35 protein-coding genes are annotated in these 23,320 nt (G+C 68.0%); 17 read left to right on the top strand and 18 right to left on the bottom strand.

From position 1 onward, the window contains the following. Positions 1–164: 164 nt before the first annotated feature. Positions 165–533 (bottom strand): 30S ribosomal protein S13, encoded by a 369-nt coding sequence (rpsM, locus tag BKE41_RS12255; RefSeq protein ID WP_012319166.1) that lies wholly within the window; start codon positions 531–533, stop codon positions 165–167. 250 nt (positions 534–783) lie between these two features. Between rpsM and BKE41_RS12260 the strand changes: the two genes are divergently transcribed. Further along, entirely contained in the window at positions 784–1,140 is a 357-nt protein-coding gene (locus BKE41_RS12260; RefSeq protein ID WP_029360798.1) for a hypothetical protein, read from the top strand. A 62-nt stretch (positions 1,141–1,202) separates the two neighbouring features. On the opposite strand, the gene BKE41_RS12265 is transcribed toward BKE41_RS12260, so the two are convergent. The 17 genes from BKE41_RS12265 to BKE41_RS12345 all read right to left on the bottom strand — a co-directional run bounded on the left by BKE41_RS12265 (position 1,203) and on the right by BKE41_RS12345 (position 11,326). After that, positions 1,203–1,433, bottom strand: a complete 231-nt coding sequence (locus BKE41_RS12265) for a hypothetical protein (protein ID WP_043073699.1) — start codon at positions 1,431–1,433, stop codon at positions 1,203–1,205. A gap of 94 nt (positions 1,434–1,527) precedes the next feature. After that, positions 1,528–2,130 carry an adenylate kinase gene (locus tag BKE41_RS12270; RefSeq protein WP_012319169.1) on the bottom strand — a complete coding sequence of 201 codons (603 nt, stop codon included), beginning with the start codon at positions 2,128–2,130 and terminating at the stop codon, positions 1,528–1,530. 170 nt (positions 2,131–2,300) lie between these two features. Next, the gene (gene secY / locus BKE41_RS12275; RefSeq protein ID WP_070999475.1) at positions 2,301–3,647 is read right to left on the bottom strand and encodes a preprotein translocase subunit SecY; all 1,347 of its coding nucleotides are present in this window, start codon (positions 3,645–3,647) and stop codon (positions 2,301–2,303) included. A gap of 151 nt (positions 3,648–3,798) precedes the next feature. Next, on the bottom strand, positions 3,799–4,302 hold the full coding sequence (gene rplO, locus BKE41_RS12280) for a 50S ribosomal protein L15 (RefSeq protein WP_070999476.1): 504 nt from the start codon (positions 4,300–4,302) through the stop codon (positions 3,799–3,801). A 10-nt stretch (positions 4,303–4,312) separates the two neighbouring features. Then, positions 4,313–4,504 (bottom strand): 50S ribosomal protein L30, encoded by a 192-nt coding sequence (gene rpmD, locus BKE41_RS12285; protein WP_012319172.1) that lies wholly within the window; start codon positions 4,502–4,504, stop codon positions 4,313–4,315. Positions 4,505–4,516: 12 nt separating this feature from the next. Continuing rightward, positions 4,517–5,104: a 30S ribosomal protein S5 gene (gene rpsE / locus BKE41_RS12290; RefSeq protein ID WP_010686175.1), complete on the bottom strand. Its 588-nt coding sequence runs from the start codon at positions 5,102–5,104 to the stop codon at positions 4,517–4,519. A 104-nt stretch (positions 5,105–5,208) separates the two neighbouring features. Continuing rightward, positions 5,209–5,571 (bottom strand): 50S ribosomal protein L18, encoded by a 363-nt coding sequence (gene rplR / locus BKE41_RS12295; RefSeq protein WP_012319174.1) that lies wholly within the window; start codon positions 5,569–5,571, stop codon positions 5,209–5,211. 10 nt (positions 5,572–5,581) lie between these two features. Continuing rightward, positions 5,582–6,115, bottom strand: a complete 534-nt coding sequence (rplF, locus tag BKE41_RS12300; protein WP_012319175.1) for a 50S ribosomal protein L6 — start codon at positions 6,113–6,115, stop codon at positions 5,582–5,584. A gap of 22 nt (positions 6,116–6,137) precedes the next feature. After that, positions 6,138–6,533: a 30S ribosomal protein S8 gene (gene rpsH / locus BKE41_RS12305; protein ID WP_012319176.1), complete on the bottom strand. Its 396-nt coding sequence runs from the start codon at positions 6,531–6,533 to the stop codon at positions 6,138–6,140. A 10-nt stretch (positions 6,534–6,543) separates the two neighbouring features. Then, positions 6,544–6,849, bottom strand: a complete 306-nt coding sequence (gene rpsN, locus BKE41_RS12310; protein WP_010686179.1) for a 30S ribosomal protein S14 — start codon at positions 6,847–6,849, stop codon at positions 6,544–6,546. Between the two features lie 40 nt (positions 6,850–6,889). Next, entirely contained in the window at positions 6,890–7,456 is a 567-nt protein-coding gene (rplE, locus tag BKE41_RS12315) for a 50S ribosomal protein L5 (protein ID WP_012319177.1), read from the bottom strand. After that, on the bottom strand, positions 7,449–7,763 hold the full coding sequence (gene rplX / locus BKE41_RS12320; RefSeq protein ID WP_012319178.1) for a 50S ribosomal protein L24: 315 nt from the start codon (positions 7,761–7,763) through the stop codon (positions 7,449–7,451). Before rplX ends, rplE begins: the two co-directional genes overlap by 8 nt. Beyond that, positions 7,763–8,131, bottom strand: a complete 369-nt coding sequence (gene rplN / locus BKE41_RS12325) for a 50S ribosomal protein L14 (protein ID WP_010686182.1) — start codon at positions 8,129–8,131, stop codon at positions 7,763–7,765. The genes rplX and rplN overlap by 1 nt, the downstream gene beginning before the upstream one ends. Before the next feature lie 367 nt (positions 8,132–8,498). Beyond that, positions 8,499–8,876, bottom strand: coding sequence for a hypothetical protein (locus BKE41_RS12330; RefSeq protein ID WP_024830095.1), 378 nt, complete (start codon positions 8,874–8,876; stop codon positions 8,499–8,501). 230 nt (positions 8,877–9,106) lie between these two features. After that, complete coding sequence (locus BKE41_RS12335) at positions 9,107–9,769, bottom strand: amino acid ABC transporter permease (RefSeq protein WP_070999478.1); 663 nt, start codon at positions 9,767–9,769, stop codon at positions 9,107–9,109. Continuing rightward, positions 9,766–10,503 (bottom strand): amino acid ABC transporter permease, encoded by a 738-nt coding sequence (locus BKE41_RS12340; protein ID WP_083374348.1) that lies wholly within the window; start codon positions 10,501–10,503, stop codon positions 9,766–9,768. The genes BKE41_RS12335 and BKE41_RS12340 overlap by 4 nt, the downstream gene beginning before the upstream one ends. Positions 10,504–10,522: 19 nt before the next feature. Beyond that, positions 10,523–11,326, bottom strand: coding sequence for an ABC transporter substrate-binding protein (locus BKE41_RS12345; protein WP_199825840.1), 804 nt, complete (start codon positions 11,324–11,326; stop codon positions 10,523–10,525). Between the two features lie 775 nt (positions 11,327–12,101). Here BKE41_RS12345 and rpsL point away from each other — a divergent pair. The 16 genes from rpsL to recA all read left to right on the top strand — a co-directional run bounded on the left by rpsL (position 12,102) and on the right by recA (position 23,218). Continuing rightward, the gene (gene rpsL / locus BKE41_RS12350; protein WP_007557568.1) at positions 12,102–12,473 is read left to right on the top strand and encodes a 30S ribosomal protein S12; all 372 of its coding nucleotides are present in this window, start codon (positions 12,102–12,104) and stop codon (positions 12,471–12,473) included. 128 nt (positions 12,474–12,601) lie between these two features. Next, entirely contained in the window at positions 12,602–13,072 is a 471-nt protein-coding gene (rpsG, locus tag BKE41_RS12355) for a 30S ribosomal protein S7 (protein WP_012319183.1), read from the top strand. A 30-nt stretch (positions 13,073–13,102) separates the two neighbouring features. Next, complete coding sequence (fusA, locus tag BKE41_RS12360; RefSeq protein ID WP_012319184.1) at positions 13,103–15,178, top strand: elongation factor G; 2,076 nt, start codon at positions 13,103–13,105, stop codon at positions 15,176–15,178. Positions 15,179–15,222: 44 nt separating this feature from the next. Further along, positions 15,223–16,413 carry an elongation factor Tu gene (tuf, locus tag BKE41_RS12365; protein WP_012319185.1) on the top strand — a complete coding sequence of 397 codons (1,191 nt, stop codon included), beginning with the start codon at positions 15,223–15,225 and terminating at the stop codon, positions 16,411–16,413. 80 nt (positions 16,414–16,493) lie between these two features. Continuing rightward, positions 16,494–16,802, top strand: coding sequence for a 30S ribosomal protein S10 (gene rpsJ / locus BKE41_RS12370; RefSeq protein ID WP_007569268.1), 309 nt, complete (start codon positions 16,494–16,496; stop codon positions 16,800–16,802). A gap of 51 nt (positions 16,803–16,853) precedes the next feature. Then, the gene (gene rplC, locus BKE41_RS12375; protein ID WP_012319186.1) at positions 16,854–17,579 is read left to right on the top strand and encodes a 50S ribosomal protein L3; all 726 of its coding nucleotides are present in this window, start codon (positions 16,854–16,856) and stop codon (positions 17,577–17,579) included. After that, positions 17,579–18,199, top strand: a complete 621-nt coding sequence (gene rplD / locus BKE41_RS12380; protein ID WP_012319187.1) for a 50S ribosomal protein L4 — start codon at positions 17,579–17,581, stop codon at positions 18,197–18,199. Before rplC ends, rplD begins: the two co-directional genes overlap by 1 nt. Beyond that, positions 18,196–18,492 (top strand): 50S ribosomal protein L23, encoded by a 297-nt coding sequence (locus BKE41_RS12385; RefSeq protein WP_012319188.1) that lies wholly within the window; start codon positions 18,196–18,198, stop codon positions 18,490–18,492. The genes rplD and BKE41_RS12385 overlap by 4 nt, the downstream gene beginning before the upstream one ends. A gap of 25 nt (positions 18,493–18,517) precedes the next feature. Then, positions 18,518–19,354, top strand: a complete 837-nt coding sequence (rplB, locus tag BKE41_RS12390) for a 50S ribosomal protein L2 (RefSeq protein ID WP_012319189.1) — start codon at positions 18,518–18,520, stop codon at positions 19,352–19,354. A 5-nt stretch (positions 19,355–19,359) separates the two neighbouring features. Beyond that, the gene (gene rpsS, locus BKE41_RS12395) at positions 19,360–19,638 is read left to right on the top strand and encodes a 30S ribosomal protein S19 (protein ID WP_012319190.1); all 279 of its coding nucleotides are present in this window, start codon (positions 19,360–19,362) and stop codon (positions 19,636–19,638) included. Position 19,639: 1 nt separating this feature from the next. Beyond that, on the top strand, positions 19,640–20,026 hold the full coding sequence (gene rplV, locus BKE41_RS12400; protein ID WP_012319191.1) for a 50S ribosomal protein L22: 387 nt from the start codon (positions 19,640–19,642) through the stop codon (positions 20,024–20,026). Positions 20,027–20,036: 10 nt separating this feature from the next. Beyond that, entirely contained in the window at positions 20,037–20,783 is a 747-nt protein-coding gene (gene rpsC, locus BKE41_RS12405) for a 30S ribosomal protein S3 (protein ID WP_012319192.1), read from the top strand. Between the two features lie 11 nt (positions 20,784–20,794). Further along, positions 20,795–21,208, top strand: a complete 414-nt coding sequence (gene rplP / locus BKE41_RS12410) for a 50S ribosomal protein L16 (RefSeq protein WP_012319193.1) — start codon at positions 20,795–20,797, stop codon at positions 21,206–21,208. Positions 21,209–21,220: 12 nt separating this feature from the next. Further along, a complete protein-coding gene (gene rpmC, locus BKE41_RS12415; RefSeq protein WP_012319194.1) occupies positions 21,221–21,436 on the top strand; it encodes a 50S ribosomal protein L29 in 216 nt (71 codons plus the stop codon). A 21-nt stretch (positions 21,437–21,457) separates the two neighbouring features. Further along, positions 21,458–21,721, top strand: a complete 264-nt coding sequence (rpsQ, locus tag BKE41_RS12420) for a 30S ribosomal protein S17 (protein WP_012319195.1) — start codon at positions 21,458–21,460, stop codon at positions 21,719–21,721. Positions 21,722–22,126: 405 nt separating this feature from the next. Continuing rightward, positions 22,127–23,218, top strand: a complete 1,092-nt coding sequence (gene recA, locus BKE41_RS12425; protein ID WP_012319196.1) for a recombinase RecA — start codon at positions 22,127–22,129, stop codon at positions 23,216–23,218. The last annotated feature ends 102 nt before the right edge of the window (positions 23,219–23,320 follow it).

Below are 23,320 nucleotides of genomic sequence, written 5' to 3' on the forward strand. Positions count from 1 at the left end.
CACTCTTCCTTCAGGCACGCCCGTAACACCAGGCGCTCGGGATTGTTTTTGGGACTTGGCCGGCGCGTCCGTGCAGGATCGCCGTGCCAAAGCCGGGCCCCCCGCGGGACACCCGGCGTGACGGGAAGGAGGCCGAGCGAAGCGCAGCCTCCCGATCCCAAAACTTACTTCTTCTTGCCGGCGATCGGCTTCGCCTTGCCCTTGCGGGTGCGGGCGTTGGTGTGGGTGCGCTGGCCGCGAACCGGCAGCTGCTTGCGGTGGCGCAGGCCGCGGTAGGCGCCGAGATCCATCAGGCGCTTGATGTTCATCGAGACCTCGCGGCGCAGGTCGCCCTCGACGAGGTAGTCGCGGTCGATCGTCTCGCGGATCTGCAGAACCTCGGCGTCGGTCAGCTGGTTGACGCGACGCTCGGCGGGGATGTTCACCTTCTGGGTGATCTCCTCGGCCTTCTTGGCGCCGATGCCGTGGATGTACTGGAGCGCGATGACGACGCGCTTGTTGGTCGGGATGTTGACGCCTGCGATACGGGCCACGATCACTCTCCATCTGGGGCCCGATGATCCGGGCCGGTGTCGCGCGCGTCCGGTGGAGGCCGGCCCCTGCGCGCGTGAAACGACGACGCGGCCCGCGGGCGGCCCCGGACAGGGCACCTCGGACCATCGTTCGGTTGGACGAAGGAGGGCCTGCTAGCGCGCGGGCGGCCCGATGTCAACGACGGGTCGCCATGGTTCTGTCCCCCCAAGCGCACGGTGCGCGCCCACAATGTGTGATCGAGGAGCGGAGATGGCGGTCCTGACGAGCGACGGCGCGACCCTGCGGTCCTTCGCCGATTCGGTGCTGCGCGCCGCGGAAGAGACCCTGGAAGAGGTCATGCCGGTGACGCTGGCGGTGATCGGCGGCGTGCTCGCCGAGGCGGAGCCCGGCTCGGTCGCGCTCCAGGACGGGGACGGCGGGCCGCCGCTGCTCTGGGCGACCCTCGCCGGTCGCCGCATGGTGTTCCGCTACAACACGATGACGGCGATGATCGAGCTGCGCGACGGAACGGCCGAAGGCTACCCGTTCCGCCTGTTCGGCCACCGGTCGCTGCAGATGGACATCGTCAACTTCTTCGGGAGCCTCCGCCGCGAGGGGCGGATCTGAACGACGGAGCCGGGGGCGATCGCCGGATCTCGGGACAGCGCCCCCTGCGCGCGGACCGCGTCTCAGCGGAAGCCCTGGTTCCGTAGCCGGCAGTAGCCGCCCATGTTCTGGTAGCCCGCCGGGCAGCGTCGAACGCAGGTCCCCGCCGCGTACTTGAGCGGCGGCCGGCAGGCGTGGCGGAACCGCTTCTGGCCGTACACGAAGGACTGGGCCGGGCTCTGCGCGAAGGCCGGCAGCGGCGGGAGGGCCACCGCGAGCAGGAGCGAGGCGGTGGCGAGGAGGCGGACGGTCATGGCGTTTCCGATCGTGGATCCGCCCCATAACCCTCCGCGATCGCGCCGGGTTCACGGGCGCGCTTCACTTATCGGTCAGCGCGCCGCGATCGCTTCAGGAAGCGACGCGCTCCTCGTGGGGCTCCAGCACCGCCATCAGGTCGGCGGTGACCTTGTCGATCGGCTGCATGCCGTCGACGGTCTCCAGCGTGCCCTTCTGCGCGTAGTAGGCGGAGAGGGGCGCCGTCTGGGCGCGGTAGGCCTCAAGCCTCTGCTTGAACACCTCCGGCGTGTCGTCCTTCCGCACGGCCTGGCCGCGGGCCAGGGTCTCGGCGGCGCGCTTCTCGATGCGGCCGACCAGGGCGTTCTCGTCGACCTTCAGCTCGACGACCGCGGAGAGGCTCAGACCCTTGCTGGCGAGCATCTCGCCGAGCGCCTCGGCCTGCGCGACCGTGCGCGGGAAGCCGTCGAGGATGAAGCCGCGGCGGGCGTCCGGCTCCTCGATCCGGTCGGCGACGATGCCGACGACGATCCGGTCGGAGACGAGGCCGCCGGATTCCATCACGGCCTTGGCCTCGAGGCCGACCGGCGTGCCGGCGGCCACCGCGGCGCGGAGCATGTCGCCGGTGGAGAGCTGCGGGATGCCGAAGCGCTGTACGATCCGCTCGGATTGCGTCCCCTTCCCCGCACCGGGCGGCCCGAGCAGAATGATACGCATGGCGTTGTCCTCGTTCGGCCCACTCTCTCAGTGGGCACAAGCCGTGGTGGCGAAGCCTCCCTGGCATCGCCGGGTTCGGGATTTTCTAGCCGGTCCGGGCCGGTGAGGCATCCAGACCTTTGGGCCAGAGGCGGGAGTGTCCTCGGGGTCGGCCCGCCTCTGTAGCAGGCTCAGCGCCGCCGTTGCGTGGTCGAGGCGCCACGCAGCTTGGCCTTCTTCACGAGGCCCTCGTACTGATGGGCCATCAGGTGCCCGTGGATCTGCGCCACCGTGTCCATCGTGACCGAGACCACGATCAGCAGCGAGGTGCCGCCGAAGCCGAGGCTGGCCGCCGCGTAGGACGCCAGGATCTCCGGGCAGAGGCACACGAAGGTCAGGTACAGGGCGCCGATCACCGTGATGCGGGTCAGCACCTTGTCGATGAAAGCCGCGGTGCGCTCACCCGGGCGGATACCCGGGATGAAGCCGCCATGCTTCTTCAGGTTGTCGGCCGTCTCCTGCGGATTGAACACCACCGCCGTGTAGAAGAACGTGAAGAAGATGATCAGCGCCGCGTAGAGCACCATGAACAGCGGCGTGCCGTGGCCGAGATAGGCGGTGACCGTGCCGAGCCAGCCGGTGGCGCCACCGTTGGCCGAGAAGCTCGCGGCGGTGGCCGGCAGCAGCAGCAGCGACGAGGCGAAGATCGGCGGGATCACGCCCGAGGTGTTGAGCTTGAGCGGCAGGAACGAGGTCTGGCCCTCGTACATGCGGTTGCCGACCTGGCGCTTCGGGTAGTTGATAAGCAGCCGGCGCTGGGCGCGCTCCATGAACACGATGAAGTAGACGAGCGCCACGGCGGCGACGCCCACGCCCAGGATGATCGCCGGCGACAGGGCGCCGGTCCGGCCGAGTTCGAGCGCGCCCGCGATCGCCACCGGCAGGTGGGCCACGATGCCGGCGAAGATGATCAGCGACGAGCCGTTGCCGATGCCGCGCGAGGTGATCTGCTCGCCGAGCCACATCAGGAACAGGGTCCCGCCCGTCAGCGTGATCACCGTCGAGGCCAGGAAGAACGGGCCCGGATCGATCGCGGCCGAGGAGCCCTGGAGACCAATCGCGATGCCCCAGGACTGAACCAGCGCCAGCACCACCGTCAGGTAGCGGGTGTACTGGTTGATGACCTTGCGGCCCGACTCGCCCTCCTTCTTCAGCGCTTCCAGGCTCGGGATCACCGAGGTCAGGAGCTGCACGATGATCGAGGCCGAGATGTAGGGCATGATGTTCAGGGCGAAGATCGCCATGCGCTCCACGGCGCCGCCCGAGAACATGTTGAACAGGCCCAGCACGCCGCCCGCCTGCTGCTGGAAGTTCCGGGCGAACTGCTCCGGGTCGATGCCGGGGATCGGGATGTACGTGCCCAGACGGAACACCACGAGCGCGCCGAGCGTGAACCAGATGCGCTTCTTCAGCTCATCGGCCTTGGCGATCGCACCGAAATTGAGATTGGCGGCAAGCTGCTCGGCGGCTGAGGCCATAAGCGTCGCGTCCTGGAAGTGTCGCCGGGCGAGCGGCCCGGATGAAATGAAAACGGCGGCCCGCGTGGTCGCAGGGCCGCCGCTCGAAGGATCGGCTTAAAGGGTGCGCGGAGCCCGTGCAACGGGTCCCGCGGTCGCCCCGTCGCGTCCGTCAGGCCGTGGCCGCCTCGCTGCCGCCGCGGGTGGAGGCACCCTGGGCGTAGACGACGCTGACCGAGCCACCGGCCTTCTCGACCGCCTCGACGGCGGACTTGGAGGCGCGGGTGACCTCGAAGCTGAGCTTCGCGGTGATCTCGCCGACACCGAGCAGCTTCACGCCGTCGCGGGGACGGGCGATGATGCCGGCGGCGACCAGGCTCTCCACCGTGACGGTGGCGGCCTTGTCGAGCTTGCCCGCGTCGACGGCCTCCTGGATCCGGCCGAGGTTCACCTCGTTCAGGTCCTGGGCGTAGAGGTTGTTGAAGCCGCGCTTCGGCAGGCGACGATGCAGCGGCATCTGACCGCCCTCGAAGCCCTTGATGGCCACGCCGGTCCGGGCCTTCTGACCCTTCACGCCGCGACCCGCGGTCTTGCCCTTGCCGGAGCCGATGCCCCGGCCCACGCGCATCCGGTCCTTGGTGGCGCCGGGATTGTCGCTGATCTGGTTGAGCTTCATCGGGACCTCCTCACGCCACGTCGCCGTGGACGCGCACGAGGTGCGCAACCTTGCGGATCATGCCGCGCACGGAGGGCGTGTCCTCCAGCTCGGACACGCGGTGGAGCTTGTTGAGCTTGAGGCCGATCAGCGTCTGGCGCTGGCTGGCCTCGCGGCGGATCGGCGAGCCGATCTGCTCGACGCGGAGAGTCTTCTGTGCCATCGGACCCTCCCCTTACGCGACCGCGGCTTCGGACTGGTCGGCCGGGTCGGCGTCGCGGCGACGGGCCTGGAGGCTCGACACCTTGATGCCGCGGCGGGCCGCCACGGAGCGCGGGCTGTCCTCGTTCTTGAGCGCCTCGAAGGTGGCGCGCACGAGGTTGTAGGGGTTCGAGGACCCCAGCGACTTGGCGACGACGTCCTGCATGCCGAGCGTCTCGAACACGGCGCGCATCGGGCCGCCGGCGATGATGCCGGTGCCCTGCGGGGCCGCGCGGAGGATCACCTTGCCGGCGCCGTGGCGGCCGTTGACGTCGTGGTGCAGGGTCCGGCCCTCGCGGAGCGAGACGCGGATCAGACCGCGCTTGGCAGCCTCGGTCGCCTTGCGGATCGCCTCCGGCACCTCGCGGGCCTTGCCGTGGCCGAAGCCGACGCGGCCCTTCTGGTCGCCGACGACGACGAGGGCGGCGAAGCCGAAGCGCCGGCCGCCCTTCACCACCTTCGCGACGCGGTTGATGTGGACGAGCTTGTCCACGAACTCGCTGTCGCGCTCCTCGCGGTCTTCGCGGCGGCCGCGGCCCCCGCCTTCACGTTCACGTGCCATGTTGTCTACCTATCCATCTCACTGACGCGGCCGGCGGGGCCGCTCGCTCGATCGGGTTTCGGATCTGCCGGGCGAAGAGGATCCGCCCGGCCCGCCGTCGTGACTCAGAACTCCAGGCCACCCTCGCGGGCGGCCTCGGCCACGGCCTTGACGCGGCCGTGATAGATGTAGCCGGAGCGGTCGAAGATCACCTTCGTGACGCCCGCGGCCTTGGCGCGCTCGGCGACGAGCTTGCCCACCGCGGTGGCGGCGGCGACGTCGGCGCCGGTCTTGAGTTCGCCCTTGAGGGCCTTGTCGATCGACGAGGCCGAGGCCAGCGTCTTGCCGGCGACGTCGTCGATGACCTGCACGTAGATCTGCTTCGACGAGCGGAACACCGAGAGCCGCGGGCGGCCGTTGGCGGCGGCCCGCAGCGCGCGGCGGACGCGCGCCTTGCGGCGATCGAGGGCTTCGAGCTTGCGAGACATGATGCCCTCCTTACTTCTTCTTGCCTTCCTTGCGGAAGATGAACTCGCCCGCGTACTTCACGCCCTTGCCCTTGTAGGGCTCGGGTCCGCGATATTCGCGGATCTCGGCGGCGACCTGACCGACCTGCTGGCGGTTGATCCCGGAGATCGTGATCTCGGTGGGCTTCGGGGTCGCGATCGTGATCCCGGCGGGGATCGCGTACTCGATGTCGTGGCTGTAGCCGAGCGACAGCTTGAGCGCCTTGCCGGCCATCGCGGCGCGATAGCCGACGCCGGTGATCTCGAGCTTCTTCTCGAAGCCCTTCGAGACGCCCTCGGCGATGTTGGCGATCTGCGCCCGCGACGTGCCCCACAGGGAGCGCGCCGGCTTAGACTGGTTGACGGGCTGCACCTCGATGGCGCCGTCCTTCATCGCCACGTTGACGAGGGCGGGAACGACGAACGACAGCTCGCCCTTCGAACCCTTCATCTTCACCGTCTGACCGGTGACCGTGGCGGTAACGCCGGCCGGCACGGGGACCGGCTTCTTGCCTACGCGAGACATGGGATAACCTCCTCCGTCCCGATCAGAACACGGTGCAGAGCACTTCACCGCCGACGTTGCGCTCGCGCGCCTCGTGGTCGGCCATGACGCCCTGCGGGGTGGAGACGATGGTGACGCCGAGGCCGTCGGCCACGTGCGGCAGCTCGCCGACCGACGAGTAGACCCGGCGGCCCGGCTTCGACACGCGCTTGATCTCGCGGATCACCGGGCGCCCGTCGTAGTACTTGAGCTCGATGGCGAACTCGGTGCGGCCGTTGCCGAGGTCCGTCGCCGCGTAGTCGCGGATGTAGCCCTCGGCCTTCAGGACGTCGAGGACGCTGGCGCGCAGGCGCGAGCCGGGCGTCTGGACGACGTTGCGACGGCGCAGCTGGCCGTTGCGGATGCGGGTGAGCATGTCGCCCACGGGATCGTTGACCATGGGGACCTCCTTACCAGCTCGACTTGACCAGGCCGGGGATCAGGCCCCGGTTGCCAAGCTCGCGCAGCGCCACGCGCGAGATGCCCATCTTGCGGTAGTAGGCGCGCGGACGGCCGGTCATGCCGCAACGGTTGCGGATGCGCGTGGCCGACGAGTTGCGCGGCAGTTCCGCGAGCTTGAGGCGCGCCTCGAAGCGCTCCTCCATCTCGAGGGCGTCGTTGTTGGCGATCTCCAGGAGCGCCTTCCGCTTGGCCGCGAAGCGCTTCACCAGCGCCTTGCGGGCCTCGTTCTTCTCGACTGAGCTTTTCTTCGACATGTCGTCTATCTCCGGTGTCCGCGTCTGAGACCCGAGGGCCTCACTGCCGGAACGGGAACTTGAAGGCGGCGAGCAGCGCCTTGGCCTCGGCATCGGTCTTGGCGGTGGTCGCCACGACGATGTCCATGCCCCACATCTGCTCGGCCTTGTCGTAGGAAATCTCCGGGAACACGAGGTGCTCCTTGAGACCCAGGGCGTAGTTGCCGCGGCCGTCGAACGAGCGCGGATTCAGGCCGCGGAAGTCACGCACGCGCGGCAGCGCGATGGTGATCAGCCGGTCCATGAACTCGTACATGCGCTGCTTGCGCAGGGTCACCTTGCAGCCGATCGGCATGCCCTCGCGGACCTTGAAGGTCGCGATGGCCTTGCGGGCCTTCGTGATGACCGGCTTCTGGCCGGCGATCAGGGCCAGATCGGCCGCCGCCACCGAGGCCTTCTTCGAGTCCGCGGTGGACTCGCCGACGCCCATGTTGATCACGATCTTCGTGATCTGCGGCACTTCCATCGGGTTCTTGTAGCCGAACTCTTCGATCAGCTTCTGGCGAACCACCTCGTCGTAGTGCTTGCGCAGGCGCGGGGTGTAGGCGTTCTTGTCGGCCTCAGCCATCGATCTGATCCCCCGTGGTCTTGGCGAACCGGACCTTGCGCCCGTCTTCGAGGATGCGGAAACCCACGCGGGTCGGCTTGCCGTTGGCGTCCGCCACCGCGATGTTCGAGAGCTGGATGGCGGCCTCCTTGGAGATGATGCCGCCTTCCTGGTTCTGGGTCTGCTTCTGGTGCTTCTTCACCAGGTTGATGCCGCGCACGAAGGCCCGGCCTTCCTTCGGCAGAACCTGGATCACCTCGCCCGACCGTCCCGAGTCGCGGCCAGTGAGCACGACGACCTTGTCGCCCTTCTTGATCTTGGCAGCCATTACAGCACCTCCGGAGCCAGGGAGATGATCTTCATGTGGTTGCGGGCGCGGAGCTCGCGCGGCACCGGTCCGAAGATACGGGTGCCGATCGGCTCCTTCTGGTTGTTGATCAGGACCGCGGCGTTCTTGTCGAAGCGGATCACCGAACCGTCGGCGCGCTTCACGTCCTTGGCCGTGCGGACGACGACCGCCTTCATGACGTCGCCCTTCTTGACGCGACCGCGCGGGATCGCCTCCTTGACGGAGACGACGATCACGTCGCCCACGCCGGCATACTTGCGCTTCGACCCGCCGAGAACCTTGATGCACATCACACGGCGTGCACCCGAGTTGTCGGCAACGTCCAGATTCGTCTGCATCTGGATCACGTGCGTGACTCCTTGTTTCAGGCGGGTTTCCGCACACGGACGGTATTGCCCGGCGGACGACGCCTGATGGGGACCTGACGTCCCCGGCTCATGTGTTCGACCGCGCTGGCGGTGTTTTGAGACACCGGCGCGGTCACCGCGTTCACGGGGTGCGAGCACCCATCGGAAATGTCGCGAAGGCCGGGCGCATACTACGGGCGGCCGCCGATGGCAAGCCGACCGGCGGGAAATCGTCGCCGCCGCATCGGGGGCTGATCCGGCGTCGGGGCCTGTTGGCGGTGCCCTGGCGGAGCCCGGGCCCCGGACGCGCGACGACCGGCACGCCTGTCGGCGCACCGGTCGGTTGTCGCGCGGCGGTCGGAATCGATCAGATCGGCTGGCCGGCCGTCTCGAACAGGAAGCCGTCGAGGCTCGGGATGGTGACCGAGGCCCCGCTCGCGGGCTTCGACAGGCGCCAGGGCCGCTCCGAGCGGGCGCGAATCGCCTCGGACGGGCGGAGCCGCCGCATCCGGCCGTCCTCGCCCACCTCCTCGATCGCCAGGAAGCCGTAGACTTGCAGCCGCGAGGCGGTGAGCTTGAGGCCTCGATCCTCCGCGGCGACGACCATGCTGCCGGTGGCGTAGACCGCGTCCAGCAGGGAGCGCTGCTCGCTGCGGCGACGGTTGCGCGCCTCCCGCTCGCCGGGGGCCTGGGCGGGAATCGGCCGCCGGAACGGAACGACGTTGCTGACCGCGACGCAACCCATACGCAACACCCTCGACGCGAACCTGCGGCGGCGACCTGGCCGCCCGATGAGCGCGACAATTCGATGGATCGCTTTAATTCTCCGTAGACCGTGCCGGCGCGCGCCTGCCCCGATCCGGTACGCCTTGCGCGTGTGCCCGGAGGAATCGGCCACGTCCCGCGGGCCGGCTCGGGCGCGTGGGCCCTTCGGCCGCTCCGTCACTTGGCGCGATGCGCCGGGACCTTGCCGGGTCACCTCACACGGGAGGCCAGCCCGTCCAGGGAGACGCACAGGACGCCGTAGACGGCACCGACGAAGAGGAAGATCTCGGCCGGGTAGATCATGGCGCGGTTGTTCACCTGCGCGGCCACGAAGGACAATTCGGGCACGCCGATCACGTAGGCGAGCGACGTGTCCTTGAGGAGCGTGGTCCACTGGTTGACGAAGGACGGCGCCATGGCGCGCAGCGCCTGCGGCAGGATGACGAATCGCAGGGTGCGCCAGGGACCGAGGCCGAGCGCCAGGCCGGCCTCCCACTGGCCGCGGCCGACGCTCGCGATGCCCGACGCCACGCCGTAGGACAGGTAGGCGCCTCCGACGAGCGACAGCGCCGCCGCGACCGTACCGGCCTCCGGGATCGACACGCCGAACAGGATCGGCAGCAGGAAGTAGGTCCAGAAGATCAGCATCACGACCGGCACGGCGCGGAGGAAGCCGAGCCCGGCGGTGAGGATCGTCCGGGCGGCACCCGCACTCACGGCCAGGACGACGCCGAAGATGAGCCCGAGTGCGGCCGAGGCGAGACCGGACAGGCCGGAGAGAATCAGGGTCAGGGCAAGCCCGCCGACCGGTCCGTCGGGCCAAGCCCCGACCAGCAGGTAGCCGAGATTGTCGATGACGATCGAGGGGTTCATCGGTGCCGGCCCGGGGGACGGAACCGGCGGCCGAGGATCTGCCCGGCCGTCTCCACCGCGGCCGCCGCGCCGACATAGAGGAGCGTCGCGATGCCGAAGGCCTGGAAGGTCTCGAAGGTCTCGGTCTCGACCTGCCGGGACGCGTAGGACAACTCCGCGAGGCCGATCGTCATGGTCAGCGAGGTGTTCTTGAGCGTGTTCAGGTATTGGCCGACGATCGGCAGCCAGGCGACGCGCAGGGCCTGGGGCAGCACGATGTGGCGGAACGCCTGGACGGGCGCCAGGCCCAGGGCGAGGGCGGCCTCCCGCTGGGTGGACCGGACGGCCCCGATGCCGGCGCGGAGTTCCTCGGCGATGTAGGCGCCCGCGTAGAGCGCGAGCCCGCAGAGCCCGGCGAGGCTCTCGTAGGCGGGCCAGCGCAGGGCGCCGAGTCCCAGGTCCAGGACGTGCGGCGCGTTGAGCCAGGCCGTCACGCCGTGCGGCAGAGCGGCGGCGACCGCGAAGTACCAGATGAAGAGCTGGACCAGCAGCGGCGTGTTGCGGACGATGCCGACCGAGAGGGTGACGACACCGCGTCCCGCGCGGCCGCCCGCCTCCCGCAGCCCGCACGCCGCGAAGCCCAGCGCTGTGCCGGCGAGGCAGGTGGCTGCCGACAGGGCCAGGGTGACGCCGAAGCCCTGCAGCAGCCAGGCGAGGTAGCGCGGCGCGAGCGCGTCGCCGACCAGTGGAGTCATCGGTGCCGGGCCGGCTCGGTCAGCGACGGTCCCCGATCCGGAACAGGCGCGGCAGGGGCTGCTCGGTCTCGGGCCCGAACCAGCGGTCGTAGATCGCGGCCGCCCGCCCGCTCGCCTCCAGGCCGCGCAGAGTCTCGTTCACGAGATCCCGCAGGCGCGTCTCGCCCTTCGGGATGCCGACGCCGATATAGTCGTTGGAGATACTGAAGGCGGGAATCTCGTAGTTCTCCCGGTCCGGCACCTTCGCGAGCAGCCCGACCAGCTTCGGACCGTCCTGCGTGATCGCCTGAACGTTGCCGTTGCGCAGCGCCGTGAAGGCGAAGGGCGTGTCGTCGAAGGCTACCACGATGGCCCTCGGGAAATCGCGGCGCAGGACGATCTCATTGGTTGTGCCCTTGTCGGCGCCGATCCGGAGCCCGTTCAGCTGCTCCGGCGACGACAGGGTGCCCTTCTTCGCCAGGAATTGCTGGCCGGAGGCGAAGTACGGGATGCTGAAATCGAGCTGCTTGGCCCGCTCGTCCGTGATGGTGAAATTCGCCAGAACCAGATCGACCTTGCCGGAGGTGAGCAGCGGGATCCGATTCGCCGGATTGGTGGGCCGAACCTCCAGCTTGACGCCGAGCGCGTCGGCGATGGCCTGCGCGTACTCGACGTCCAGGCCGTTGATCCGCTTCGTCGCCGGATCGACGAAACCGAAAGGTGGGTTGCTGTCGAAGGCGGCGACCCGGAGAACGCCGGCCTGTCGGATGGCGTCCAGACGGTCGGCCAGGGCGGGGCCCGCAGACAGGACGATGGCGAGGGCGAAGGCGAAGAGGCGGCGCAAAGGTAGCTCCATCAGATCGTCGGAAGTCCGTACAGGTGAAGGTATTGCCCAGTTTCCCGGATATTCTCGGTCTGGCTGTGCGTGTGGAGAATAATTAACAGATCGAGATGCGTATTGATTCAGTCCATGCTGCGCTCAGATGAGCGACAGCGCGGCGCTGAGTCGGGAAACGACCCATCATCATCTCGAGCATGCGGCTAAATCAACGGGAAAAGATTTCCTTTATTCTCTGACGGCGTGGGGATCTCGCCGAGACCGCCGGCGGCGAGGGACGCATTTTCCCGCCGTGCCGGAGGGCAGGTCTTCCTCGATCCGCCCCGGCGCGGGCGTGGCGCCGGAAGTGGCGCGGCCCGGCCGGTCTGCGTTGACCCGGCCGACAGCCGTGGGCGATAAGCGATCCGACAGCGGTCGCGCAGGCGCGGCGCCAGATGGCGCGGCCTTGACCGATCCTTAACCTCAGCCGCGGTGCAGTTTTCTGCCGTAACCGCATTGACCTGAGGGGCAACCGCGTCTAGAAGCGCGCCACTTCGGACGGCCATCGCCTGCCGACGGCCCACGGGCAAACCCCCGGAAGCCGCCGCCATCGCCCCGAGCGCTCCGAGGGTTCAAATCGCCTGACGCTGTAAGTCAGATCCGTAGGTACGAGCGCGTTCGTTTCGGGCGTGCTCCTCTGCCCACACCGCGCCGAGGGTCCGTGACAGGCCCTCCGGCGCATATTCGTTTTGCGGACTGCCCTGCGCAGTTCGGACTAGGTGACCGAGGAAGAGGGCACAGGATGCCGACGATCAACCAGCTGATCGCCCAGCCGCGGAAGATCCAGCGGAGCCGCAACAAGGTTCCGGCGCTCGACGCTTGCCCGCAGAAGCGCGGCGTCTGCACCCGCGTCTACACGACGACCCCGAAGAAGCCGAACTCGGCGCTCCGGAAGGTCGCCAAGGTGCGCCTCACCAACGGTTTCGAGGTGATTGGCTACATCCCGGGCGAGGGTCACAACCTTCAGGAGCACTCCGTGGTGATGATCCGCGGCGGCCGCGTGAAGGATCTTCCGGGCGTGCGCTACCACATCCTGCGCGGCGTGCTCGACACGCAGGGCGTGAAGAACCGCAAGCAGCGCCGGTCGAAGTACGGCGCCAAGCGGCCGAAGTAAGTCGGACGCCCGGATATTTCCCGGGCGCCGGTCCGTGTTTCCACGGCCTCGTAAGGATGTCGCCGGCCTCAGGGCTGAGGCGACCTGCGCGGGGCGCTTAAGATCTTTTCGTTCGAGAGTCTCAGAAGATGTCCCGTCGTCACTCTGCCGAGAAGCGTGAGATCATCCCGGACCCGAAGTACGGGGACGTGGTGCTGACGAAGTTCATGAACTCCATCATGTACGAGGGCAAGAAGTCGACCGCCGAGCGGATCGTCTACGGCGCCTTCGACATCGTCGAGAACCGCGCCCGCGCCAACCCGATCGAGGTGTTCCGCGCCGCGCTCGACAACGTGGCCCCGATGATCGAGGTCCGCTCCCGCCGCGTCGGCGGCGCGACCTACCAGGTCCCCGTCGAGGTCCGCACTGAGCGCCGCCAGGCGCTGGCGATCCGCTGGCTGATCCAGGCCGCGCGCTCGCGGAACGACCGCACCATGGTCGAGCGCCTCTCGGCCGAGCTGCTCGACGCCGCCAACAACCGCGGCAACGCCGTCAAGAAGCGCGAAGACACGCACCGGATGGCGGAAGCCAACCGCGCCTTCTCGCACTACCGCTGGTAAGCGGTTCCGCCGTCTCTCAGGAGCAATTCGATGCCCCGCACGCACGCGATCGAGGACTACCGCAACTTCGGCATCATGGCCCACATCGATGCCGGCAAGACCACGACCACGGAGCGGATCCTCTACTACACCGGAAAGTCCCACAAGATCGGCGAGGTCCATGAGGGCGCCGCCACCATGGACTGGATGGCGCAGGAGCAGGAGCGTGGCATCACGATCACCTCGGCTGCGACCACCTGCTTCTGGCGCGACAAGCGCCTGAACATCATCGACACCCCCGGCCACGTCGACTTCACCATCGAGGTGGAGCGCTCGCTCCGCGTGCTCGACGGCGCCGTGTGCGTGCTCGACGGCAACCAGGGCGTCGAGCCGCAGACCGAGACCGTGTGGCGCCAGGCCGACAAGTACGACGTGCCGCGCGTCGTGTTCGTCAACAAGATGGACAAGATCGGCGCCGACTTCTTCAAGTGCGTCGCAGACATCATCGACCGCGTCGCCGGCAAGCCCGTGTGCCTGCAGCTCCCGATCGGGGCCGAGTCCAGCTTCCAGGGCGTCATCGACCTCATCAAGATGAAGGCGATCGTCTGGTCGGGCGAGGCGCTCGGCGCCAACTTCGACGAGACCGAGATCCCGGCCGACCTCAAGGACCAGGCCGTCGAGTACCGCACCAAGCTGGTCGAGGCCTGCGTCGAGCTCGACGACGACGCCATGTCCGCCTACCTCGACGGCAACGAGCCGGACGAGGCGACGATGCGCACCCTAGTGCGCAAGGCCGTGCAGCTGCGCGCCTTCCACCCGGTGCTCTGCGGCTCGGCGTTCAAGAACAAGGGCGTGCAGCCGCTCCTCGACGCCGTCGTGGACTACCTGCCCTCCCCGGCCGACCGCGGCGAGATCAAGGGCATCGACTTCAAGACCGAGGAAGAGACCGTCCGTCACCCGTCGGACTCGGATCCCTTCTCCATGCTCGCCTTCAAGATCATGGACGATCCCCACGTCGGCACGATCACCTTCTGCCGCGTGTACTCGGGCAAGGTCGAGACGGGCGCCAACGTCCTGAACTCGTCGCGCGACAAGAAGGAGCGCGTCGGCCGCATGCTCCTGATGCACGCCAACAACCGCGAGGACATCAAGGAGGCCTTCGCGGGCGACATCGTCGCCCTCGCCGGCCTCAAGGATACCCGCACGGGCGACACCCTCTGCGACCCGCAGAAGGCCGTGATCCTCGAGAAGATGGAGTTCCCCGAGCCCGTCATCGAGATCGCCGTCGAGCCGAAGTCGAAGGCCGACCAGGAGAAGCTCGGCATCGCGCTCTCGAAGCTCGCCGCCGAGGATCCGTCCTTCCGCGTCTCCACCGACCAGGAGTCGGGCCAGACCATCCTCAAGGGGATGGGCGAGCTCCACCTGGACATCAAGGTCGACATCCTGCGCCGCACCTACAAGGTCGACGCGAATATCGGCCAGCCGCAGGTCGCCTACCGCGAGAAGCTGACCCGCCGTCAGGAGATCGACTACACGCACAAGAAGCAGACCGGCGGTACCGGTCAGTTCGCCCGCGTGAAGTTCGTGGTCGAGCCGAACGAGCCGGGCGCCGGCTTCTCGTTCGAGTCGAAGATCGTCGGCGGCGCGGTGCCGAAGGAGTACATCCCGGGCGTCGAGAAGGGCCTGAACTCGGTGCTCGGCGCCGGCGTGCTGGCCGGCTTCCCGGTCGTCGACGTCAAGGTCGAGCTGGTCGACGGCGCCTACCACGACGTCGACTCGTCGGCGCTCGCCTTCGAGATCGCCTCCCGCGCGGCCTTCCGTGAGGCCCTGCAGAAGGGCGGCTCGGTCCTGCTCGAGCCGGTGATGAAGGTCGAGGTCGTCTCGCCGGAAGAGTACACCGGCTCGGTCATCGGCGACCTGAACGCCCGCCGCGGCCAGATCCAGGGCCAGGACATGCGCGGCAACGCCAACGTCATCAACGCGATGGTGCCGCTGGCCAACATGTTCGGCTACGTGAATCAGCTGCGCTCCTTCTCCCAGGGCCGCGCCAACTTCACGATGCAGTTCGACCACTACGAAGAGGTGCCGCGCGGCGAGGCCGACAAGGTCATCGCCAAGTACGCCTAAGCATCTCTTCTTCCGCAACGCGAATTCGAATTTAGGAGGCTCTGATGGGCAAGGAAAAGTTCTCCCGCACCAAGCCGCACTGCAACATTGGCACGATCGGCCACGTCGATCACGGCAAGACGTCTCTGACGGCGGCGATCACGAAGGTTCTGGCCGAGACGGGCGGGGCGACGTTCACGGCCTACGACCAGATCGACAAGGCGCCTGAGGAGAAGGCGCGCGGGATCACGATCTCGACGGCGCACGTGGAGTACGAGACGCAGAACCGTCACTACGCGCACGTCGACTGCCCCGGCCACGCCGACTACGTGAAGAACATGATCACGGGCGCGGCGCAGATGGACGGCGCGATCCTGGTTGTGTCGGCGGCCGACGGCCCGATGCCGCAGACCCGCGAGCACATCCTGCTGGCCCGCCAGGTCGGCGTGCCGGCGCTGGTGGTGTTCCTCAACAAGGTCGACATGGTCGACGACGAGGAGCTGCTGGAGCTGGTCGAGCTCGAGGTGCGCGAGCTGCTGTCGAAGTACGACTTCCCCGGCGACGACATCCCGATCACCAAGGGCTCGGCGCTGATGGCGCTCGAGGACAAGGAGCCGAAGATCGGCAAGGAGGCGGTCCTGGCGCTGATGGCGACCGTGGACGCCTACATCCCGCAGCCGGAGCGTCCGATCGACATGCCGTTCCTGATGCCGATCGAGGACGTGTTCTCGATCTCGGGCCGCGGCACGGTGGTGACGGGTCGCGTCGAGCGCGGCATCGTGAAGGTGGGCGAGGAAGTCGAGATCGTCGGCATCCGGGCGACCACCAAGACGACGGTGACCGGCGTCGAGATGTTCCGCAAGCTGCTCGACCAGGGCCAGGCGGGCGACAACGTCGGCGTGCTGCTGCGCGGCACGAAGCGCGAGGACGTGGAGCGCGGCCAGGTGGTGTGCAAGCCGGGTTCGGTGAAGCCGCACTCGAAGTTCAAGGCCGAGGCGTACATCCTGACCAAGGAGGAGGGCGGCCGCCACACGCCGTTCTTCACCAACTACCGGCCGCAGTTCTACTTCCGGACCACGGACGTGACCGGGATCTGCACGCTCCCCGAGGGCACCGAGATGGTGATGCCGGGCGACAACGTGACCATGGACGTGGCGCTGATCGTGCCGGTGGCCATGGAGGAGAAGCTGCGCTTCGCCATCCGCGAGGGCGGCCGCACCGTCGGCGCCGGCGTCGTCGCCGCCATCAACGACTGAGCTCGAGCAAGCATCCTTAGCAGGGCGCGGCGGGGTGAGCGCCCCGCGTACCCCGCCGTCCCTCTCAAGGTTCCAGGATCATGAACGGTCAGAACATCCGCATTCGCCTCAAGGCGTTCGATCACCGCATCCTCGATGCGTCGACTAAGGAGATCGTCTCCACGGCCAAGCGTACGGGCGCGACCATCCGCGGCCCGATCCCGCTCCCGACGCACATCGCCAAGTTCACCGTGAACCGCTCGCCCCACATCGACAAGAAGTCGCGCGAGCAGTTCGAGATGCGCACGCACAAGCGGGTGCTCGATATCGTCGATCCGACGCCTCAGACCGTGGACGCGCTGATGAAGCTCGACCTCGCCGCCGGCGTGGACGTGGAGATCAAGCTCTGAGTCCGCTGAGGACTTAGAGCTTACCGTTTCATCGCGCGAGGGAGAGAACCTATGCGCTCAGGCGTCATCGCACAGAAGGTCGGCATGACCCGCGTCTTCACGGACGCGGGGGAGCATGTCCCTGTCACCGTGCTCAAGATCGATCAGTGCCAGGTGGTTGCCCACCGCACCGTCGAGAAGAACGGCTACGTCGCGCTGCAGGTCGGCGTCGGCAAGGCCAAGGTCAAGAACGTCTCGGCCGCCGAGCGGGGCCGCTTCGCGGTCGCCAAGGTCGAGCCGAAGAAGAAGCTCGCCGAGTTCCGCGTCACCGAGGACGCGCTGATCCCGGTCGGCGCCGAGATCACCGCGGACCACTTCATCCCCGGCCAGTTCGTGGATGTCACCGGCACCACGACCGGTAAGGGCTTCGCCGGCGGTATCAAGCGCTGGAACTTCGGCGGCCTGCGCGCCACCCACGGCGTGTCGATCTCGCACCGCTCGATCGGCTCGACCGGTGGCCGTCAGGACCCGGGCAAGACCTTCAAGAACAAGAAGATGCCGGGTCACCTCGGCGTCGAGCGGGTCACGACCCAGAACCTGCGCGTCGTGCGCACCGATCCCGAGCGCGGCCTGATCCTGGTCGAGGGCGCGGTGCCGGGCGTCGCCGGCGGCTGGATCCAGATCCGCGACGCGGTGAAGCGCAAGCTCCCCGCCGATGTTCCGCTGCCGGGCAAGTTCCGCGAGAACGGCGCCTCCGCTCCGGCGACCGAGGCCCCTGCGGCTGAGGAGACCGCGTGATGAAGCTCGATATCAAAACCCTCGACGGCGCCGGTGCCGGCTCGGTCGAGCTGAACGAAGAGATCTTCGGCCTGGAGCCGCGCGCCGACCTGCTGCAGCGCATGGTCCGCTGGCAGCTCGCCAAGCGCCGCGCCGGCACCCATGCCGTGCAGAACCGCTCGGACGTGAACCGGACCCGCAAGAAGCTCTACAAGCAGAAGGGCACGGGCAACGCCCGCCACGGCGCGGCCTCGGCGCCGCAGTTCCGCGGCGGCGGCCGAGCGTTCGGCCCGGTCGTGCGCGACCACAGCCACGACCTGCCCAAGAAGGTCCGCGCGCTGGCCCTGCGCCACGCCCTGTCGTCCAAGGCCAAGGCCTCGACCCTGATCGTCGTCGACGACATCAAGATCGAGGACCACAAGACCAAGGGTCTCATCGAGCGCTTCGGCAAGATGGGCCTCTCGAACGCGCTGATCATCGGCGGTGCCGAGGTCGACGTGAATTTCGGCCGGGCCGCCCGCGCCATCCCGCAGATCGACGTGCTGCCCGTGCAGGGCATCAACGTCTACGACATCCTGCGCCGCGACACGCTCGTCCTGACGAAGGCCGCCGTCGACGCGCTGGAGGAGCGTTTCAAATGAGTGCCGATCCGCGCCACTACGACATCGTCGTCTCCCCGGTCATCACCGAGAAGGCGACGAACCTGACCGAGCAGAACAAGGTCGTGTTCCGGGTCGCCCCCAAGGCGACCAAGCCTCAGATCAAGGAGGCCGTGGAGAAGCTGTTCGACGTCAAGGTCACGGCCGTGAACACCCTTGTCACCAAGGGAAAGAAGAAGATTTTCCGCGGCCTCCGCGGACAGCGCTCCGACGTGAAGAAGGCGATCGTGACCCTGGCCGAGGGCCACACGATCGACGTCACGACCGGGCTCTGAGGACGGGTTTTAGGGATCCAAGCCGATGGCCTTGAAGACATTCAAACCGGTCACGCCGAGCCTGCGCCAGCTCGTGCTCGTCGACCGCCGTGAGCTCTACAAGGGCAAGCCGGTGAAGGCGCTGACGGAGGGCAAGTCGTCCTCCGGCGGCCGGAACAACCTCGGCCGCATCACCGTCCGCTTCCGCGGCGGTGGCCACAAGCGCGTGCTGCGCAACGTCGACTTCAAGCGTCGCGACCAGCTGGGCGTCGCCGCCACCGTCGAGCGGATCGAGTACGATCCGAACCGCACCGCGTTCATCGCGCTGATCAACTTCCCGGACGGGAAGCAGAGCTACATCCTGGCCCCGCAGCGCCTGCAGCCGGGCGACAAGGTGGTGGCCGGCGAGAGCGTCGACATCAAGCCGGGCAATGCCGGTCCGGTCGGCTCGATGCCGGTGGGCACGATCGTCCACAATGTCGAGCTGAAGATCGGCAAGGGCGGCGCGATCGCCCGCTCGGCCGGCAACTACGCGCAGATCGTCGGCCGCGACCAGGGCTACGTGACGCTCCGCCTGAACTCCGGCGAGCAGCGCCTGGTCCATGGTCAGTGCTTCGCCAGCGTCGGCGCGGTCTCGAACCCGGACCACATGAACATCTCGCTCGGCAAGGCCGGGCGCAACCGTTGGCTCGGCAAGCGCCCGCACAACCGCGGCGTGGCGATGAACCCGGTCGACCATCCGCACGGCGGCGGCGAGGGTCGCACCTCGGGCGGCCGCAACCCGGTCACGCCCTGGGGCGTGCCCACCAAGGGGAAGAAGACCCGGTCCAACAAGCGGACCGACGTGTTCATCCTGTCCAGCCGCCACAACCGCAAGAAGTAATCGCTATGGCACGCTCTCTCTGGAAGGGGCCGTTCGTCGACGGCTACCTCTTCAAGAAGGCCGAGGCGGCGCGGGGCTCCTCGCGCTCCGAGGTCATCAAGATCTGGAGCCGCCGCTCCACGATCCTCCCGCAGTTCGTCGGGCTCACCTTCGGTGTGCACAACGGGCAGAAGCACATCCCGGTCTACGTCACCGAGGAGATGGTCGGGCACAAGTTCGGCGAGTTCTCGCCGACCCGCACCTTCCCGGGCCACGCGGCCGACAAGAAGGCGAAGAGGCGCTGAGATGGGCAAGCAAGCCACCCCCCGCGCGCTCCCCGAGAACGAGGCGAAGGCCGTCGCGCGCATGCTGCGCGTCAGCCCGCAGAAGCTCAACCTCGTGGCGCAGATGATCCGCGGCAAGAAGGTCGACACGGCGCTCGCCGAGTTGCAGTTCTCGCGCAAGCGGATCTCGACCGAGGTCAAGAAGTGCCTCGAGAGCGCCATCGCCAACGCCGAGAACAACCACGACCTGGACGTGGACGACCTCGTCGTCTCCCAGGCCTTCGTCGGCAAGGCGCTGGTTCTCAAGCGTTTCCACGCCCGCGCCCGCGGCCGCGGCGCGCGCATCCTGAAGCCCTTCTCGAACCTCACCATCGTGGTTCGCGAAGTCCGCCAGGCCGAAGCGGCCTGAGGAGGATCTGATGGGCCAGAAAGTCAACCCGATCGGTCTCCGGCTCGGCATCAACCGGACCTGGGATTCCCGCTGGTTCGCCAACAAGGGCGACTACGCGAAGCTCATGCACGAGGACGTCGCGATCCGCGCCGCCCTCATGAAGCAGCTCAAGCAGGCGGCGGTCTCCAAGATCGTCATCGAGCGCCCGCACCGGAAGTGCCGCGTCACCATCCACTCGGGTCGTCCGGGCGTGGTGATCGGCAAGAAGGGCGCGGATATCGAGAAGCTGCGCAAGCTCGTCGGCACCATGACCAAGGCCGACGTGACCATCAACATCGTCGAGGTGCGCAAGCCCGAGATCGACGCCACCCTGGTGGCCGACTCGATCGCCCAGCAGCTCGAGCGCCGCGTCGCCTTCCGTCGCGCCATGAAGCGGGCCGTCCAGTCGGCCATGCGTCTGGGCGCCGAGGGCATCCGGATCAACTGCTCGGGCCGCCTCGGCGGCGCCGAGATCGCCCGCCAGGAGTGGTACCGCGAGGGCCGCGTCCCGCTGCACACGCTGCGCGCCGACGTCGACTACGGCACCGCCACGGCGTTCACGACCTACGGCACCTGCGGCATCAAGGTGTGGGTGTTCAAGGGCGAGATCCTCGAGCACGACCCGATGGCTCAGGACAAGAAGGCCCAGGAAGAGGGCGGCCGCTCCGGCGGACGCCGTGAGCGCGATGGCGAGGGCGGCCGCGAGCGCGGACGCCGCGAGCGCGAGCACGCGTAAGGTAGGAAGCCATGCTGCAACCGAAAAAGACCCGCTTCCGCAAGCAGTTCAAGGGCCGCATCCATGGTGCGGCCAAGGGCGGCTTCGAGCTGAACTTCGGCCAGTTCGGCCTGAAGGCGGTGGAGCCCGAGCGCGTCACCGCCCGCCAGATCGAGGCGGCCCGCCGCGCGATCACCCGCGAGATGAAGCGCCAGGGCCGCGTCTGGATCCGGGTGTTCCCGGACGTCCCGGTCTCGTCGAAGCCGACCGAGGTCCGCATGGGCTCCGGTAAGGGCGCCCCGGATTACTGGGCGGCCCGGGTCCATCCCGGCCGGATCATGTTCGAGGTCGACGGCGTTGCCGAGAACATCGCCAAGGAGGCGCTCCGCCTCGGCGCCGCGAAGCTCCCGATCCGCACGCGGGTCGTCCAGCGCATCGCCGACTGAACGGAGGATATCGTGAAGTCGACCCAGAGACTGTCTGATCTGAAGGCGCTGTCGCCGGATCAGCTGAATGACGAGCTGATCAACCTCAAGAAGGAGCAGTTCAACCTGCGCTTCCAGGGGGCCACCGGCCAGCTCGAGAACGTCGCCCGCGTCCGTGAGGTCCGCCGCGACATCGCCCGTGTCCGGACTCTGCAGCGCGCCAAGACGCTGCAGCAGGCCAAGGGCTGAGGCGGGTTTTAGGAGACAACCATGCCGAAGCGCATCCTGCAGGGCACCGTCGTCAGCGACAAGGGTGAGAAGACCATCGTGGTGAAGGTGGAGCGTCGCTTCACGCACCCGGTGATGAAGAAGACCGTGCGTCGCTCGAAGAACTATCACGCGCACGACGAGGGCAACGTCGCTAAGGTCGGGCAGACGGTGTTCATCGAGGAGTGCCGTCCGTTCTCGAAGACCAAGACCTGGAAGCTGGTCGAGGGCGACGCTGCCCAGGCCGAGGCCGGCGAAGCCGCCTGATCCCGCGATCCCGGCGGTTGCGGCTCCCCGCGATCGCCTGATCCCGGCCCGCGGCGTCGCGGGATGGTGCCCGCGAGGGTGTCCGTCCCGGGTTCGCCGGGTGACCGGAACGACGAACGCCCGGACGCAATTCGACTCGCGAGAGCCGGATTCGTGCCGGGCGTCGTCGTTTCCGGGAGCGCCTATGGGACGATTCGGCCGATCGGCCGCCGGGTGTTTCCCGGGCGTGTGAACGGCCAGCGTTCCGTCTCGAACTCGGTGTGTGCCGCGCAGCCGGACTTTCGCGTCCACCCGGCGGACGAGCGGCGTCCCGGGCCTTGTCGACTGAGAACAAAACGGGTACATAGAAGCGGTGGCGACGCGCGTTGTGAACTGCGTCCAACCCCTTCATAAGGAGCCCGCCAGATGGCCCAGCCCGCATTGAAAGTGGTCGACATGCCCCCGGTGGACAAGGACAAGTCCAAGGCGATCGACGCCGCCCTGTCTCAGATCGAGCGCGCCTTCGGCAAGGGCTCGATCATGCGGCTCGGCAAGAGCGACAAGGTTCAGGAGGTCGAGACCGTCTCGACCGGCTCGCTCGGCCTCGACATCGCGCTCGGCGTCGGCGGCCTGCCGCGCGGCCGCGTGATCGAGATCTACGGTCCCGAATCGTCGGGCAAGACGACGCTGGCGCTCCACACCATCGCGGAGGCCCAGAAGAAGGGCGGCGTCTGCGCCTTCGTGGATGCCGAGCACGCCCTCGACCCGGTCTATGCCCGCAAGCTCGGCGTGAACCTCGACGACCTGCTCATCTCCCAGCCCGACACGGGCGAGCAGGCGCTCGAGATCACCGACACGCTGGTGCGCTCCGGCGCCATCGACGTGCTGGTGGTCGACTCGGTGGCCGCGCTGACCCCGCGGGCCGAGATTGAGGGCGAGATGGGCGAGAGCCAGCCCGGCCTCCAGGCCCGGCTGATGAGCCAGGCCCTGCGCAAGCTGACCGGCTCGATCTCGCGCTCGAACTGCATGGTCATCTTCATCAACCAGATCCGGATGAAGATCGGCGTCATGTACGGCAGCCCCGAGACGACTACGGGTGGCAACGCCCTCAAGTTCTACGCGTCGGTGCGCCTGGACATCCGCCGCATCTCGACCCTCAAGGACCGCGACGAGGCGATCGGCAACCAGGTCCGCGTCAAGGTGGTGAAGAACAAGGTCGCGCCGCCGTTCAAGCAGGTCGAGTTCGACATCATGTTCGGCGAGGGCGTGTCGAAGGTCGGCGAGCTGATCGACCTCGGCGTGAAGGCCGGCATCGTCGAGAAGTCCGGCGCCTGGTTCTCGTACAACAGCCAGCGCCTCGGCCAGGGCCGCGAGAACTCGAAGGGCTTCCTGCGCGACAACCCGAAGATCGCTGCCGAGATCGAGGGCTCGATCCGGCAGAATTCCGGTCTGGTCGCCGAGAAGATCCTGGAGAACGCCGCTCCAACGGCGGACGATCTCGACGAGGGCGAGGCCTGAGCCGCGCCGCCGCGCACCGGGATTGGCGCGCGGCGGACCTTGCGACCCGCGAAGATCGGCGGCCCCGGAGTCTCTCCGGGGCCGCTTCGCGTTCAGGGGCGG

Origin of the sequence: Methylobacterium sp. C1, from assembly GCF_001854385.1 — a bacterium.
GTDB lineage: Bacteria > Pseudomonadota > Alphaproteobacteria > Rhizobiales > Beijerinckiaceae > Methylobacterium > Methylobacterium radiotolerans.

What these genes read in the sequence shown, in the direction of transcription:
- rpsS (WP_012319190.1), top strand. Translation starts at nt 19,360, where the DNA reads ATGGCACGCTCTCTCTGGAAGGGGCCGTTCGTCGACGGCTACCTCTTC.
- secY (WP_070999475.1), bottom strand. Translation starts at nt 3,647, where the DNA reads ATGGCCTCAGCCGCCGAGCAGCTTGCCGCCAATCTCAATTTCGGTGCG.
- rpmD (WP_012319172.1), bottom strand. Translation starts at nt 4,504, where the DNA reads ATGGCACAGAAGACTCTCCGCGTCGAGCAGATCGGCTCGCCGATCCGC.
- rpsJ (WP_007569268.1), top strand. Translation starts at nt 16,494, where the DNA reads ATGAACGGTCAGAACATCCGCATTCGCCTCAAGGCGTTCGATCACCGC.
- BKE41_RS12270 (WP_012319169.1), bottom strand. Translation starts at nt 2,130, where the DNA reads ATGCGTATCATTCTGCTCGGGCCGCCCGGTGCGGGGAAGGGGACGCAA.
- fusA (WP_012319184.1), top strand. Translation starts at nt 13,103, where the DNA reads ATGCCCCGCACGCACGCGATCGAGGACTACCGCAACTTCGGCATCATG.
- BKE41_RS12330 (WP_024830095.1), bottom strand. Translation starts at nt 8,876, where the DNA reads ATGGGTTGCGTCGCGGTCAGCAACGTCGTTCCGTTCCGGCGGCCGATT.
- BKE41_RS12340 (WP_083374348.1), bottom strand. Translation starts at nt 10,503, where the DNA reads ATGACTCCACTGGTCGGCGACGCGCTCGCGCCGCGCTACCTCGCCTGG.
- rpsQ (WP_012319195.1), top strand. Translation starts at nt 21,458, where the DNA reads ATGCCGAAGCGCATCCTGCAGGGCACCGTCGTCAGCGACAAGGGTGAG.
- BKE41_RS12385 (WP_012319188.1), top strand. Translation starts at nt 18,196, where the DNA reads ATGAGTGCCGATCCGCGCCACTACGACATCGTCGTCTCCCCGGTCATC.
- rpsG (WP_012319183.1), top strand. Translation starts at nt 12,602, where the DNA reads ATGTCCCGTCGTCACTCTGCCGAGAAGCGTGAGATCATCCCGGACCCG.
- rplB (WP_012319189.1), top strand. Translation starts at nt 18,518, where the DNA reads ATGGCCTTGAAGACATTCAAACCGGTCACGCCGAGCCTGCGCCAGCTC.
- rpsL (WP_007557568.1), top strand. Translation starts at nt 12,102, where the DNA reads ATGCCGACGATCAACCAGCTGATCGCCCAGCCGCGGAAGATCCAGCGG.
- BKE41_RS12260 (WP_029360798.1), top strand. Translation starts at nt 784, where the DNA reads ATGGCGGTCCTGACGAGCGACGGCGCGACCCTGCGGTCCTTCGCCGAT.
- rplE (WP_012319177.1), bottom strand. Translation starts at nt 7,456, where the DNA reads ATGGCTGAGGCCGACAAGAACGCCTACACCCCGCGCCTGCGCAAGCAC.
- BKE41_RS12335 (WP_070999478.1), bottom strand. Translation starts at nt 9,769, where the DNA reads ATGAACCCCTCGATCGTCATCGACAATCTCGGCTACCTGCTGGTCGGG.
- rpsN (WP_010686179.1), bottom strand. Translation starts at nt 6,849, where the DNA reads ATGTCGAAGAAAAGCTCAGTCGAGAAGAACGAGGCCCGCAAGGCGCTG.
- BKE41_RS12265 (WP_043073699.1), bottom strand. Translation starts at nt 1,433, where the DNA reads ATGACCGTCCGCCTCCTCGCCACCGCCTCGCTCCTGCTCGCGGTGGCC.
- rplV (WP_012319191.1), top strand. Translation starts at nt 19,640, where the DNA reads ATGGGCAAGCAAGCCACCCCCCGCGCGCTCCCCGAGAACGAGGCGAAG.
- rplR (WP_012319174.1), bottom strand. Translation starts at nt 5,571, where the DNA reads ATGTCTCGCAAGCTCGAAGCCCTCGATCGCCGCAAGGCGCGCGTCCGC.
- rplP (WP_012319193.1), top strand. Translation starts at nt 20,795, where the DNA reads ATGCTGCAACCGAAAAAGACCCGCTTCCGCAAGCAGTTCAAGGGCCGC.
- rpsH (WP_012319176.1), bottom strand. Translation starts at nt 6,533, where the DNA reads ATGGTCAACGATCCCGTGGGCGACATGCTCACCCGCATCCGCAACGGC.
- recA (WP_012319196.1), top strand. Translation starts at nt 22,127, where the DNA reads ATGGCCCAGCCCGCATTGAAAGTGGTCGACATGCCCCCGGTGGACAAG.
- rplX (WP_012319178.1), bottom strand. Translation starts at nt 7,763, where the DNA reads ATGGCTGCCAAGATCAAGAAGGGCGACAAGGTCGTCGTGCTCACTGGC.
- rpsE (WP_010686175.1), bottom strand. Translation starts at nt 5,104, where the DNA reads ATGGCACGTGAACGTGAAGGCGGGGGCCGCGGCCGCCGCGAAGACCGC.
- rplC (WP_012319186.1), top strand. Translation starts at nt 16,854, where the DNA reads ATGCGCTCAGGCGTCATCGCACAGAAGGTCGGCATGACCCGCGTCTTC.
- rplF (WP_012319175.1), bottom strand. Translation starts at nt 6,115, where the DNA reads ATGTCTCGCGTAGGCAAGAAGCCGGTCCCCGTGCCGGCCGGCGTTACC.
- rpsC (WP_012319192.1), top strand. Translation starts at nt 20,037, where the DNA reads ATGGGCCAGAAAGTCAACCCGATCGGTCTCCGGCTCGGCATCAACCGG.
- rplO (WP_070999476.1), bottom strand. Translation starts at nt 4,302, where the DNA reads ATGAAGCTCAACCAGATCAGCGACAATCCCGGCGCCACCAAGGACCGG.
- tuf (WP_012319185.1), top strand. Translation starts at nt 15,223, where the DNA reads ATGGGCAAGGAAAAGTTCTCCCGCACCAAGCCGCACTGCAACATTGGC.
- rplD (WP_012319187.1), top strand. Translation starts at nt 17,579, where the DNA reads ATGAAGCTCGATATCAAAACCCTCGACGGCGCCGGTGCCGGCTCGGTC.